Raw genomic sequence first — 14,070 nt, 5'->3', positions numbered from 1 at the left:
TATTTCATTCTTTTTATATAAAATTTATGTATCTTTGTAATGAGTAAAACATATTTTTTTAAAACAATGAATAATACAAAAAGTACCTTATCGAACGAATCTACACAGAAAAGTGATTTATTTCAAAGCGCGATAGAATTAGCTGAATCGACGGATAAACTAATCTCTCAATATCAAAATGCTATTCGAGGATTAGAAGATGATACATTGACGCATGAAGTAGTAGAGAAATTAAGTAACAGTAAAGAAGTATTCGAGCAAAAAGCAGAAAAATTAAGTGAAAGAACGAAAAATGCAATAGAAAAAAGAAACAAATTAAGAGCAGAACTTAGAGAATCGCAAAGAGGAATGGAAAGAGCGATACTGAAAAATAGAAGACAAGCCTTTGAGATGCAGGAAGAGCAAAACGATATCGCTAATTCTGATGAAAATATAGCAAAAACGATGAATTCGCTAGAAGAAAGGAGAAGAGATTGGAGTAAAGGGGTAAAAACACGAGAAAGAACTGGCGATCTTAAAGAGCATTTATATATGAATGCAAAGACTGATCTAGGCAATGTAGATGAAGATCTTATCTTATTGCATGAAATAAACTCCATTCTGCATGATAAAAAAAGAATGAATGAAATACTTTCTCCTAAGCTATCTCAGCAAGAACTAGCACTAGCATCGGACGCTAGAGAAGAAGCGCGCAAAAATAGAGTAAAGAAAGAATTAACCGAAAAGCAGAAAGAACAATTGCAAAAGAATCGTGGTATACGTGCTGCTGCGTATAATGATGGTAAAGCTTTAGGTGAAAAAGTTGGTCTCTTACATATGTTAGAAGAAAATGCCAATGAAAAGATACGAAAAAACGGGGAGATTTTGAACGAGAAAGTAGATCAAAAAGCAAAAATACGCCAAGATGACGTAATAAAATCGCTTAATACAGCAGTGGATGAGCTAATTGGAAAAGAAACAAAATCAAGTGCATTAGGGAAAAATACCTTAATTAATGCTTTGAATAGTATTAAAGAAAAATTAAAACATTTTGTGAAAAAAGTTCATACCGTGCTGGATGATATAAGAAAAAATAGAGCGCATATTGTAAGAAAAAAGCTTTCAGAGATACGCAGAGGTTTAGAGGATATGGGAGAAATTATGTATAATACTTCTTCTACGCGAATCGAGCCTGTAGATCGTAAGCCATTTATAAGGAAGTAAAATAAAGTTAATAAACTGAAGATTATGCTATGGTAATATCGTTTTCTTGCTTATGAATGAGCAAGCTACGATATTATACAATGATTTGTAGAGCATGCAGCGCAATTATAAGATGGCGATATGTAAAAATGAAAGGTCATTATAATGCTATCTACCGAGAGTTTTTCTGCACTTTTGACGACAGATAAAGGTATCTCTGATAGTTATCGTAGCTAGGCTATTACACTTTTATTAATAAAGCAGTGATATACTTGATATTCTGTGAAGATAAAAAAACTTATACCTAAGCTATTGATAGAAATTAGTAGATGACAATGCAAAAAGTAAGTTTTGAAGATTTTATTGTATTTTATAAAGCTACCATAGATGCGAATTATAGTAGTGATTATGGTGTAATTGAGAAGATAAAAAACTACTTTTATCTTTATTCTGAGTAAATGCGCTATCCTCAAAAAGAGTATAGAGAAGGATGAAGATAATCAAAGAAGTACCGCTTTTCCGAAATGCGTGCAAATACCGTGATGTTCTCGAAACTCAAGATTATTTTTTGACATTATGCGCTATCAAATCACATAATCGCTTTTTACATTCTTCAACAAGCATCATCTCTTTTTCTTTTGTATATGGATTCTCTAAGCCTATTAAACCACTTTGCATTTCTTTTTCTCCTATAACAACAACATATGGTACTTTTCGTAGCATGCTTCGTCTGATCTTATATCCTACTGTTTCATCGCTAACATCAAGTATGATTCTTATCCCTCCATCAATTAATTGATTTGCTACTTCTTTAGCTGTATGAGAAAATTTTTCACTTACGCATATTACAGAAACGTGTACTGGCGCCATCCACAAAGGTAATTTACCAGCATAATGCTCGAGTAGTATTCCAATAAATCTCTCAAAAGAACCGAAAATTGCTCTATGCAATATAATAGGATGTTTCCTTTCTCCATTACTATCGACATATACTGCACCTAGTCTCATGCCAAGATTTAAATCTACTTGTAACGTACCTAGCTGCCATTCTCGCTTCATGCAGTCTTTTAGCACAAACTCTATCTTAGGTCCATAAAATGCTCCTTCTCCTTTATTTATTGAATACTCTACACCCATATTATCGAGTGCTTGAGATAGCGACTTTTCTGCTACATCCCAACTTTCATCGCTACCTACTCTTAAATTTGGCCGATCTGAGAGTTTGAACTGTAAATCATCAGTGTGAAATCCACAATCGCGATAAACTTGAAGCGCAAATTTACACACAGCTATAGCTTCATCTAATATATTATCGTTAGTACAAAATATATGCGCATCGTCTTGAGTAAATGCTCTAGTGCGCATTAAGCCAAGTAGAGAGCCATGACTCTCAAATCGATGTACTTTGCCGAATTCTGCTACTCTTTTTGGTAGTTCTCTATAGCTTACCACTCCTTCGAATTTATGTTTGAAGACCTCTATACATCCTGGACAACTCATTGGCTTGACGGCATATGACAGTTCGTCATCTACGCCATTTGCAATAAACATATTTTGACGAAATTTATCCCAGTGTCCCGATTTTTGCCATATTACACTACTCAATAATTCCGGTGTGCTAATTTCTTCATATCCGTGAGAAGTGTTCATACTTCTCATATACTGAAGTAATACTTGAAATATCTTCCAGCCGTCATGATGCCAAAACACCATACCAGGAGATTCTTCACATAAATGAAAAAGCTCCATTTCTTTTCCAATTTTTCTATGATCTCTTTTTTTCTGCTCATCTATTAAAGTGAGATACTCATTTAGTTTTTCAGCAGTATCCCATGCTGTACCATAGATTCTTTGTAACATCTTATTTTTGCTATCTCCCCTCCAATATGCGCCAGATACCGATAAAAGCTTGAAATGTCCAAGATGTGAAGTGTTATTTCCATGAGGGCCTCTACATAAATCTACAAATTCACCATGTCTATAAAGCGACAACTCTCCCTGAATATTCTTAATTATCTCTACTTTATAATCCTCTTTTAGATGTTGAAAGATTGAAATTGCATGATCCACGGTACTGCACTCTCTGATAAATGGCTGATTTTTCTTGATGATGCGATGCATTTCTTGTTCTATTTTATGCAGATCATCTATAGATATAGAAAATGGCAGATCTATGTCATAATAGAATCCATCAGATATTACGGGACCTATAGCGATTTTTGCATCTTCATATAGGATTTTCACAGCTTCAGCGAGAATATGTGCTGTGTCATGCCTGATAATATCAAGCCCCGCTTGTTGGTGTTTTTCTATCACGTCCACGATATCACCATCATGAACAATAGAGGTAAGATCTGACGGCATGCCGTTTATCAAGATAGCTATTACATCATTCTTTCTCTGTGGTAGATACTCTGAAAGAATAGATAATCCACTGCGAATACCTTCAGAGAGAGTAACAGATGCGCCACAAAACGTTATCATAATCCAGCTCTATTCATAACAAGAAGAAGACTATTGTAGATAGCGTATAAACTACATCTCATCAAAGTCTCTCTCATAAGCATTACTTGGAGCGGATACCATAGATAGTTTAGCAATTAACAGTGTATTCAACATGAAGGTGCATCCTAAAACCATCATTATTTTAGTTACTCCACTCATTTCCTGCTCTTTACCGCCGTAAGCACTCACACCTAACTCTCCGGAATTATCAGAATTGGAAATGAGTATAGTAATGAACAGCATTGCGATAACCAAAGCACACTGTGTTACTATGAAAATACTAATCACTCTGCAAAACAAAAAAAAATCACTTAATGAAGACCTCAACTCCCGCAGGTAGTTCAAGAGCTTTAAAAGCATCCATCAATCCTGTAATAGCTTCTGAAGTAACGTATATATCACACATCCTCTTATGACAACTTAATTCGAACTGCTCTCTAGATTTTTTATCTACATGAGGAGATCTATTAACTGTGAATATCTTCTTTCTTGTTGGTAGAGGTATTGGTCCTTTAACTGAAGCACCGCTGGACTGTGCAGAAGAAATTATCTGCATTGATGCTCTCTGTATTAACGTTTCATCAAAGGACTTTAATGCTATCCTAATTCTACGCAATGTCATTCCGAAGCCGTTTTTATTAATAGACGATTTACAGCCATACTTTATAGCATTTTGCGCAGTAATATCAAGTACAAGTTTTTATGACTTTAATGATCTGCATTCTTTACGGTACCTAAGTACACAAAAGACAGCATGGTGAATATATACGCCTGTAGTACAGCTACGAAAATCTCAAATCCGTTAAGGAGTATTACTCCTGAAAATGGTAGTATTTTCAGCGCAGTATCTGCAGATGCTACAACATTTACTGCAACTCCGGTGATAATATGACCTGCGATAACATTTGCAGCAAGTCTTAAAGCGAGAGTGATGGGACGCGTAAAATAAGTAAAAAACTCTATTAGAAAAAGCAGTGGTGCAAGCAGTAGTGGCACGTTTTTAGGTAAGAACAAACGACCGAATTTTAATCCGTTTCTAAACATTCCTACTGCAGTAGTTGAGATGAATAGAAAGACACTGATATATGAGTTAATCAAGAAATTACTTGTAACGGGAGAGATAGAATGAAATATACCGAGTGCGTTGCAAAAAAGTATGAATGTGAACAATGTGATTCCAATACTTATGAACTTTTTCGTATCTTCTTCACCTACGGTGCCTTTTGCTATCTCTTCCACAAATTCATACATGGCTTCGCACATTATTTGAGGATAGTTCGGTATGAATTTTCTCATTTTTCTCTTTTCCCATTCTTTTAGAGCGGCGCTACTCTTAAAATCATCCTTCGATACAGTCGTTTTCTTTGTCGGAAATACGTAAGTACCAAGTGCAATGATAATGAAAAAGACACTTATAAACATAGAAAGTGCAAGCGATGTAAAGTGTATTTCAAAACCACAAACTTGAAATGCATAAAGCGAAGTAGTTTTCAAAAAATCAAAAAGTTCCATTGTGATAATTCATAATAGTTACCGACTGCAAGTCGTTATTTACTTTTCCTCGTATAGCAATATTATCTACGAATAATTTTAACTAACATGTTATACGTATGAGATACGTAAGTAAATTAGCACTTATATCCTTTCAATGTTCTAGCTGCTTTCTGTTGATGCAAAGTACATCCTTTGCTACTTCTCAAGCATCTGATCCACTCATTATCGAGACAGCGATAAACAAAAGGTATTACGGTGGAGAAGAGAAAGTCAAGGAAGGAGCGGAAAGTTTGCTAGGGAAAACGGAAATAGAAGCCATGTTTGGTACAAAATTCTCCACGAACGATACAGTCAAAGGTACTATGACTACTGCGAAATATGAGCCACAGTACTACTACACGAATAATTCTTTTCCATCTTTCAAACAGGAAAGAGTAGAATTAAGCAATACATCGCAAGTATATGTCACTCTTGCAGGACGATATAACTTCATTGCCAAAAATCAAAATTTTAGGATTGTACTTGGACTTGGCGCTGAAGGAGCATTGCGATACAGTTCTCCAGAATCTGATTATTTGAGTTTTGCGTTATACGAGGCGCAATATGGATTAAACAGCAGACTGTCCATGTTATATCTTACGAAGAATCGTGAATATGCGTTTGGACCGTATGCGCAGTTTAGTGCAGGGATAGCAAGCACTTACCTCAAATTTCATGGTACTACAATGACTTCAAGATTTGAAGAAACTACCATATATGGCAAATTATACTCTGATGCAGAGTGTGAAAATGTTACAAATGCGGGAAATAGTGTAATACAAGCAAAAAGTATTAGTCCATCATACAATAGTCCTACGTCTAAAGGGCAAATTTCACCATACTGGAGTTATGCAGTAGGGATGCAAGCAAGATTTTCTAGTGGTTTGATACTCTCTCTTGGAGTACTTACCTTACACTTGGAAAATGCATTGCCTGTTGAGCAGTCAATGATTGCTTTTAAACAGTCTGTAGGGCGGGTAGAATTCGATCCATCGCTTTCTTACTATGGAATACAGCCTGATGGTACTTGCTCCTCTGTAGGAAACAGTTTTCAGATTACACAAAAAGGTCAGCTTTTTAATATCGATACCAGTAGAGCAGTAGTAGGTGTTAAAAACTTCACTCTTGAAAATGAAGAGCATCCTATGATCGTGTTCGGAATAGGTTATTCATTCTAAAACGGATAACCATATAGAAGCGAGATGTAAGCTGTGAAGGAGGATGGTAGTAGCATCAAAAAGATGTTTACTATCGCTTTCCTTCACGCTTTTACAATTTGCAGCAATTCATTCAGTATTTGCACGCACTTATTTGCTATAACGTGTAGTAGCGTATGTCTATCTAAGTGCTTATAGTTCAAATTCAAAATAGAAGTGTAGCTACTCAGTAGTTTGGAGATTTTGAAGTTCTGCATTTGCTGTATGTAATCCACTTCTGTTTTTGTATTGTGAAATAGCTTGCATGAGAACTGTATCAATATTTCATGAGTGAAAAATAATATTGATTTCTGCAATATCTTCTCTTCCTCAACGCTCTTTTCAACTTTTGTAGATCTAGTAAATTGTTGTAGTAAATGTAGTAGTGTCTTTGTTTTTTGTAAAAGAGTAGCACTATCATTTTCAGAGTATGTATCCATAGCGAATATGATATTCTTAGCCATAGTGCCTGCATATCCTATACTATGTTCTTTGCGTAAAAGAGACATAACATCATTCACAGAATTTAGATCTTTTTCGCACAGCTTGAATATCACTTCGATTTTCTCAAATGTACTAGCATCTACGGAGTTTTTTACCTCCTTTAGTGGTGCAGTAGCGAGTTTGAAAATGATGCATCGAGACAGTATCGTTTCTTGTACCATTGTACGTTTAGATACAGTCATCAATATTATGGCATCGCGTGGCACATCTTCCAGAGTTTTTAAAAGCGCATTTGCGGCGCTAATGCTCATCGTTGAAATATCGTGAAGAAGCAGTACCTTTTTCTTGCCATACTGTGTAAGAGACATAAAGTGTTCTGCTTGCTTGACATCTTCCATTGATATACTTTCGATCGCTTTAGGAGTGCACTGTTTATTGGAGTACGTACTACTAATGACCATTAAATCAGGATGATTTAAAAGATTGTTTAATTCATTCTCGTCAAAGAAGAATCCGAAATTATTCAGAAAGTGAGATATCATAAGCTCTAGCGTATGCTTCTCCTTTCCTTTGAGAATTTCAGATAAGATGAGAATAGATAGCTTAAGTCCAATGCTAAGACTGTAAAGATGCTCAACTTCTATTAATATTGTACCAGGCACCCGATCTATCATGAGTGCTTTGAAGAGATGTGACAGTGCACTCTTTGATATATTTGTACTATAATTTATAAAATTTAACACACTTATAAACTTTATATTATGCCTCTAGTAGATACTGATACACTATAAGCACGGAAGTCATGACATTTTGCATTTCAAGTGCTAGCATAACAGTGAAAAACGAACGCTGTTTAGTTAGAAGTTAAAAATGAACACGCATATTATATGTGACGAAGAAGAAATTATAGCAACAATAAAAAATAACGGTAGTACTTATGATAGCATTTATTTCTTTCAGTATAGTACAGAAGAAAGCAGAAATAATGAAGCTTTTGAGCGTATTTTGGCATCACAATATGTTATTATAAGTAATCCTCTAAATATTATTGAGTTTGAAAAGTTCATTAATAAATTAATGAATATTGACGTCCTTAATGAGATATTTATATATATTTCTAAAAATATATACGAAACGAAATCCAAAATTGCTGCATGCCTTCATAATCACATTCAACCTAAAATGTTTGGTGTTACAGGTACCGACGGAAAAACATCTACTTGTATCTTTTTAGCGCAGATCTTAGCTACAAAATTTTTAAAAGTAGGATACATAGGTTCTATAGGTGTAAAGATATTCGAATTTCATCCAGAGATATCAAAATTTACCATGCAAGACTTTTATGAGAATGATGTAAGCTCTCTCACAACACCAGATGCTTTTACTTTGCACAAGATACTCTATGATTTGAGTGCAAGCGGCATTCAATATGCAACGTTAGAAGTTTCAAGCCATGCAATTGCACAGTCGCGAGTAAATGAGGTAGTGTTTGAAGCAATAGGGCTAACAAATGTCACTTCAGATCATTTAGATTACCATCACACAGTTGAAGAGTACTTTGCTACTAAAGCAAGTTTTTTAAAAACCTTTGTAAAAAATACTGATAGATGTGTAGTATTTAGCAGAGATATAGAATGTTATCCTGAGATACTTCAGTTTCTTCGTGCTGATAAGAGTAGATATATCACTTATGGACAAAATGAAGAATCTGATATTACCATTGAAGAATTTCATATTGGAAAAGATGTCATATTTAACATAAAGAACGTAAAGTCACATAATCATGTAGTACATTTTACACATCACTTTTTACCGCTATTTCAAATACGAAACATAGCGTGTGCGTTCGGTATGCTGATAAGTGCATTTTTTAAGCATGATGAATTGATAGAATTGATTAATGTTGCGGCAAAAAATATTCAAAACATCATCGTGCCGTCCGGAAGATATGAAGTGATTTGCACGAAGCATGACACTAATTCTGTTGTAATAGTAGATTATGCACATACCGCAAACGCTATGCTAACTCTATTACTTGAAGTGAAGAATTTTATAATGTGCGATAGCAATTTTAATGAAAACTCTAAAGTTATTATAGTGTTTGGATGCGGAGGTGATAGAGATCGAATGAAAAGAAGTGTTATAGGACGAGTCTGTCACGAACATGCCGATATTTGTATCATTACAGACGATAATCCGCGCTCGGAGAAGCCTGATGATATCAGAAGAGAAATAATGACGAGTTGTGTGAATGGCATTTCCATAGCGGATAGACAAGAAGCAATAAAGTACGGATTTGAGTTATTAGGTAAAAACGATATACTTGTTATAGCTGGTCAAGGGTGTGACGAGTATAAAATAAATAATAAATTAGTTACAAGTGATGCAGAAGAAGTGCTAAAATGTAATAATATGTTAAGAGATAGTTAACTTATTTGTAATAGAATATGATGGAATTTCTTATAATCGCACTATAGATATAATGCTACTTCTTTTGATAAACAGTAATACTGTAATTAATATAGCTACTATTCTTCTTCTACTTCATGTAATGCGTGGCTGAATTGCACTGCAGTATAGTGCTTAACATTATTTTTAGGACTTTTTTCTGCTTTTTCTTGCTCTTCTATTGTGAGAGTGGCGAGAGGATTTGCCAGTAAACGTTCTAATCCAATCTCTTGGCCACTTTTACAACAATAACCATAACTTTTGTCATTTATTCTATCTAATGCCAAATTTATTTCTGCGATTAAAGAGTTACTTGCTGTAATGACGGTGCATGAATTTGATATTCTATTTTGTAAAAAATTATCAGAGCGTTGAGATAATGCATCTTCTTTCAATTTCAGTAGTACCTTTTTAAAAAAGGCGATCTGTATTTCATTCATGTAATCTTCACCCTTCAGCGAAGAAGCGTACTTCATAATCTCTGTATGTGATAACATGCTACTATAAACGCATAATTGTGTATGATTCAAAATTGTTCAGTTCTTTCTACAATAAAAAGAAGACTATTTCAAGGCAAATTAAAAAAAATATATGTAATATTTGCTACTAATAATCGTGCAAAAATGTTCTAAAAATCATATCACTATGATATCACGGTGATATTTTTTTCGTTATGCTGAAAGCAGATATATATAATTTTTTAACTTTATTTTTCGAAGGTATTGCGTCGATATGCAATGCATGAGTAAAAGATTACTTTTTAGAAGAGCGTGCGCTGCTTGTGACTAAGAGTTGAATTTTGAAAATGTTATATGAATATCTTTAATGAAAGATTTTTCATTACAAGAATATCAAATAACCTTGATACTTTGGTTATTGTAATTTTGAGAAGAACAGAGTGTGTTCTCTTATAGTAGTATTGTAGCGAAATTAGTACTATGGCGAAAAAACCGATAAAACAACTGTATCAGAAATGATTAACTGTAGCGCTACGTACTATAATGTTGGAAGAAGTAAGGAAATACGTAGTTTTGTACTATCACGACACAAGAATTTAAAAGATGAAATTTAGAGTAGTATTAAAAGTTAAATAGTTCATGTACTCTTTTTCCACTTTATTGAACAGCCTATACTTGCATTCTGAACGCCCGTAAAATTGCCGCTTTGCGCTACTTCCCACATTGCATTAAACAACTCTCTCTCTGCATCGTGTATATTATTTTTTTGAGAAGCATCTAAACGTCCTTTATAAACAAGCATTCTATCTGCATTGTATCCGAAGAAATCCGGAGTGCATACAGCGCCATACCTTTTCGCAACTTCTTGATCCTGATCGCGTAAATACGGAAAGCTTATACTGTGTTCATCTACGAACTTTTTCATCATATCAAACGAATCTTCAGGATATTCAATTTCATCATTTGAATTGATGCAAGCGAGGCCGATATCTATATCTGCCAAATCTCTATCAAGTACTACTAGTTTTTCTATGATGGACTTCACATATGGACAATGATTGCATATAAAAGCTATCACGAAGCCTTTTCTCAAAGCTATATCATTGAGTCCGTATATCTTCCCGTTAGTTGCTGGAAGCATGAAATCGTGCGCTATTTGAGAATTCAATATTGTAGAGGACGTAACTGCCATATTTTAAAAACAATCAATAGAATATTGGCAGGAGCGAGAGGTTTCGAACCCCCAACCTTCGGTTTTGGAGACCGACGCTCTACCTATTGAGCTACACTCCTCTTGCTGTACGACAAACACGCACAGCGCATGTATCAAATAACTATACATTATGACAAGAAAAAGCAATACATTCTATCTTATAAATTTATATGCGAAAAAAATAACGCAAAACTTCATATAAATAATGAGATCTATTAAGCGCTTATTATTCTATCTTTTGTATCTATGATTTTTGTGATACAAATGTCCGACCAAACGTTTAGTGCAGTTTCTATCATATCGAATATCGTGTAAAGCGGTAATATAACGCTGAGTAATGAGATATCGAGATTCATACTTGACAACAAACTGAAGCTTAGGAAAAAGCATCCCATTGGTATACCTGCATTTCCTATTGCTGCTACTGTAGCTATCATAGCCCAAAGCATCATTTCTGAAAAAGAAATGTGAATGCCGTTACTTTCCATGATAAATATTGTCGTGGTAAATATAAAAGCAGCACATCCGTTCATGTTAATGCTTGTACATAGTGGTAATATGAACTTACTGACAGCATTACTTATACCTAATTTATCTTCTGCTACTTGCATCGTAATAGGCAAAGTGCCGCTAGAGGATTTTGAAAAAAATGCGGTAGATAGAGCTAAAGTTGAATTTTTTAACGTTGTTAGTGGTGATATTCTATGAAATATTAATAACGCAGGTAATATCAGAAATCCCTGTACTAAGTTAGCGCCTACCACTACTCCTATGTATCTAGCTATTCCGTCATTGACATCGCTTACGTTAAATTTGACAACTGCCAATGTTGTAAAGGCGAATACTCCTATAGGTAAGATATTTATGAGCCATCTCGTAATAATCATGAATACGTCTTTTATATCATTAATGACGTTCTTTATAGTGCTGCTTCCGTTACTTCTCTCAAAGATTTTGATGCCGAAACCAAATGCGAGCGCAATGATTAATGCACCAACAACGTTATATTCTATAAATGGTGCGTATATGTGCGAAGGAAAACTATTTATAATATGCTGTGAATATGTAGTACTACTCCCTATATTGATACTTTCTGTAGTTATTTCATTATGATGTTGCGGCTTCATAATAATGGTATACAGTGTCAATGCTACAAGTGCGGAGAGTAATGTCGTAATGACAGAGTATGATACTACGCGAATTGTGAGTCTTTTTGCTGTTGTGCTGTCTATGTTGGTAATAGTTGAGATTAGTACAGTACAAATCACGGGTATGCTGAGACACTTGAAGATTCGCATGAATATTTCAGCGACTACTTCCGAGATCGTAAGTGCATAATCAATACGAGTAATGCCAGCTAGTATTCCAAGCAGTAAAGCGGCTAAAAACAAAAGCGCACTGCTGTTTTTAATTTTTTTACAGCATGCCATGTTAAAGCGGATATTCGTTATCTGTATCGTTGCTATAATTTTGAAGATATTTATCCTGCAGGTCAGATTTTTTTACGGTAGTTGAGCCATCATCTGATTTTATCTCGAGTATTTTTACCTTCATAGCGCTTAACAAGTTATCACAGTGTGCTTTTAATTCACGTACCATGCGTGCTTTCTCGAAAGCTTCTCCAAGTTTATCGGTACTTTCTTGTGATATTTCCTCTATTTTCTTATATGCTTTTTCGAAAGAGAACGCCTTCGTTTCGGAAGTTATATCGACTTGTTGAGCATTTTGGAGTGTTTCTACGATTTTTTTTGCGCTTTCGAAAAGAATGTAACATTCATTACATAACTTTGTTCCTTTCTCATAAAGTTCTATGATACGAGAGAGAGGAGTACCTTCTTTGTCCAATTCTTTAGTAAGATCGGATAGTTCTTGAAGATTATTTTGAAACTTCAAGAGAGTGTCTTTCTCATTCATTTCTTAGTATCCTTACATGTGAATATGCGCATTTATTCTTTTCTTGGATATTATCTGCTTTGAGTAATTAAGATAAGTGCCAAGTAAAACGCATGTTCCAATCATAGCTGAACCGCCATAACTAATCAAAGGTAATGTCATACCTTTACTAGGTAATATTGAAAGTGTAACAGATATATTAAATATTGATTGAAATGCGATATATCCGATGCATCCTATAATGACTAGCATGCAAAATTTATCTGTAGAGCGTATTGCTTTTATCATACCTCTTGTTACTACGATTGCGTAAAGCATTACGACTACACAACATAAGATTGCACCGAATTCCTCAGCCGCTACTGCAAATATATAATCAGTATGAGAATCCGGTAGTTGATATTTGATTTTTCCTTCTCCAAGCCCTGAGCCGAACCAGCTACCTTTTATATATGACAGCATCGATTTTGTAGATTGATATCCAAGCGATAACTGATCTGTATTAGGACGTAAAAATAATGCTACTCTTTTTCTTACATGAGGAAGAGTGATGTACGCCAAAGGCAGTATGGATGATGTAAGTAGTATATATCTCGTTAAGGAGGAAAAAGATAAATTAGAACATAGCAGCTGCATGAAAAATACTGCAGTAAACGTCATTGCCATACCAAAATCCGGTTGCACCACTATCAATAGTGCTATTACTGCATGAAATAGAAAGACGTAATGAGCATTGTCTACAAAGTCATCCTTTGACATAAGACGTGCTATCACAATAACGTAAAACGGCTTCAAAAGTTCTGTCGGTTGTATGGAAAAGCCTAAGATGTTAAGCCATCTTTTAGAGCCGTTCACAACTTCACCGAAAACGAGCACTGCAAGTAATAACGCTACTCCTATTATAAAGCACACATAAGCTACTTTTGTATAAAATGTCCTGTTTGCGAATGCAGTTGCAAAGAGTACCACAAAGCCTATGAGTGTGAAGACAAGCTGTCTATGAAAGAAGTGAAACGGTTCAGAGATGCTTAATCTCTGTGTACTTGCTGGACTTGCAGTGCTGAGAAGCAATAATCCTATTCCGCACAATATAAATGTCACTACTACCGTGAGATAATCCATAGATGGTAATTTCGTTGACAGTATGTCACTTTTGAGATGTCTATTACTCACGCTATTGTGCTCTTTACTCGACTTA

General features: G+C 34.8%; 14 protein-coding genes and 1 tRNA gene. 4 read left to right on the top strand and 11 right to left on the bottom strand.

Annotation, left to right across the window (positions count from 1 at the left end; genetic code table 11):
- Positions 1-66: 66 nt before the first annotated feature.
- Both Fsol_RS02815 and Fsol_RS03805 read left to right on the top strand, forming a co-directional pair.
- The gene (locus Fsol_RS02815; RefSeq protein ID WP_145958126.1) at positions 67-1,203 is read left to right on the top strand and encodes a coiled-coil domain-containing protein; all 1,137 of its coding nucleotides are present in this window, start codon (positions 67-69) and stop codon (positions 1,201-1,203) included.
- Positions 1,204-1,517: 314 nt separating this feature from the next.
- Entirely contained in the window at positions 1,518-1,640 is a 123-nt protein-coding gene (locus tag Fsol_RS03805) for a hypothetical protein (RefSeq protein WP_267895678.1), read from the top strand.
- A 103-nt stretch (positions 1,641-1,743) separates the two neighbouring features.
- Here Fsol_RS03805 and thrS read toward each other — a convergent pair whose 3' ends face one another.
- The 4 genes from thrS to atpB all read right to left on the bottom strand — a co-directional run bounded on the left by thrS (position 1,744) and on the right by atpB (position 5,199).
- On the bottom strand, positions 1,744-3,666 hold the full coding sequence (gene thrS / locus Fsol_RS02810; protein ID WP_108673374.1) for a threonine--tRNA ligase: 1,923 nt from the start codon (positions 3,664-3,666) through the stop codon (positions 1,744-1,746).
- Positions 3,667-3,717: 51 nt separating this feature from the next.
- The gene (locus tag Fsol_RS02805) at positions 3,718-3,930 is read right to left on the bottom strand and encodes a hypothetical protein (RefSeq protein WP_145958125.1); all 213 of its coding nucleotides are present in this window, start codon (positions 3,928-3,930) and stop codon (positions 3,718-3,720) included.
- 64 nt (positions 3,931-3,994) lie between these two features.
- Positions 3,995-4,309, bottom strand: a complete 315-nt coding sequence (rpsJ, locus tag Fsol_RS02800) for a 30S ribosomal protein S10 (RefSeq protein ID WP_108673372.1) — start codon at positions 4,307-4,309, stop codon at positions 3,995-3,997.
- Positions 4,310-4,395: 86 nt separating this feature from the next.
- Entirely contained in the window at positions 4,396-5,199 is an 804-nt protein-coding gene (gene atpB / locus Fsol_RS02795; RefSeq protein WP_108673371.1) for a F0F1 ATP synthase subunit A, read from the bottom strand.
- Between the two features lie 158 nt (positions 5,200-5,357).
- Between atpB and Fsol_RS02790 the strand changes: the two genes are divergently transcribed.
- Positions 5,358-6,398 (top strand): hypothetical protein, encoded by a 1,041-nt coding sequence (locus Fsol_RS02790; RefSeq protein ID WP_108673370.1) that lies wholly within the window; start codon positions 5,358-5,360, stop codon positions 6,396-6,398.
- Positions 6,399-6,481: 83 nt separating this feature from the next.
- Here the strand turns inward: Fsol_RS02790 and Fsol_RS02785 are convergent, their stop codons facing one another.
- Positions 6,482-7,534 carry a hypothetical protein gene (locus Fsol_RS02785; RefSeq protein ID WP_108673369.1) on the bottom strand — a complete coding sequence of 351 codons (1,053 nt, stop codon included), beginning with the start codon at positions 7,532-7,534 and terminating at the stop codon, positions 6,482-6,484.
- A gap of 196 nt (positions 7,535-7,730) precedes the next feature.
- On the opposite strand from Fsol_RS02785, the gene Fsol_RS02780 reads away from it, so the two are divergent.
- Complete coding sequence (locus Fsol_RS02780) at positions 7,731-9,290, top strand: Mur ligase family protein (protein ID WP_108673368.1); 1,560 nt, start codon at positions 7,731-7,733, stop codon at positions 9,288-9,290.
- Between the two features lie 98 nt (positions 9,291-9,388).
- Here Fsol_RS02780 and Fsol_RS02775 read toward each other — a convergent pair whose 3' ends face one another.
- The 6 genes from Fsol_RS02775 to Fsol_RS02750 all read right to left on the bottom strand — a co-directional run bounded on the left by Fsol_RS02775 (position 9,389) and on the right by Fsol_RS02750 (position 14,045).
- Positions 9,389-9,805, bottom strand: coding sequence for a TraR/DksA family transcriptional regulator (locus Fsol_RS02775; RefSeq protein WP_108673367.1), 417 nt, complete (start codon positions 9,803-9,805; stop codon positions 9,389-9,391).
- A gap of 598 nt (positions 9,806-10,403) precedes the next feature.
- A complete protein-coding gene (locus Fsol_RS02770; protein ID WP_108673366.1) occupies positions 10,404-10,958 on the bottom strand; it encodes a thioredoxin family protein in 555 nt (184 codons plus the stop codon).
- A 25-nt stretch (positions 10,959-10,983) separates the two neighbouring features.
- A tRNA-Trp gene (locus Fsol_RS02765) sits at positions 10,984-11,059 on the bottom strand.
- A gap of 135 nt (positions 11,060-11,194) precedes the next feature.
- Positions 11,195-12,409, bottom strand: a complete 1,215-nt coding sequence (locus Fsol_RS02760; protein WP_108673365.1) for a dicarboxylate/amino acid:cation symporter — start codon at positions 12,407-12,409, stop codon at positions 11,195-11,197.
- 1 nt (position 12,410) lies between these two features.
- The gene (xseB, locus tag Fsol_RS02755) at positions 12,411-12,893 is read right to left on the bottom strand and encodes an exodeoxyribonuclease VII small subunit (RefSeq protein WP_108673364.1); all 483 of its coding nucleotides are present in this window, start codon (positions 12,891-12,893) and stop codon (positions 12,411-12,413) included.
- 12 nt (positions 12,894-12,905) lie between these two features.
- Positions 12,906-14,045: an FtsW/RodA/SpoVE family cell cycle protein gene (locus Fsol_RS02750; RefSeq protein ID WP_145958124.1), complete on the bottom strand. Its 1,140-nt coding sequence runs from the start codon at positions 14,043-14,045 to the stop codon at positions 12,906-12,908.
- Positions 14,046-14,070 lie beyond the last annotated feature (25 nt).

The sequence above is a fragment of the Candidatus Fokinia solitaria genome (assembly GCF_003072485.1).
GTDB classification, from domain to species: domain Bacteria; phylum Pseudomonadota; class Alphaproteobacteria; order Rickettsiales; family Midichloriaceae; genus Fokinia; species Fokinia solitaria.
This window is presented reverse-complemented; position numbering and strand designations above follow the sequence as displayed.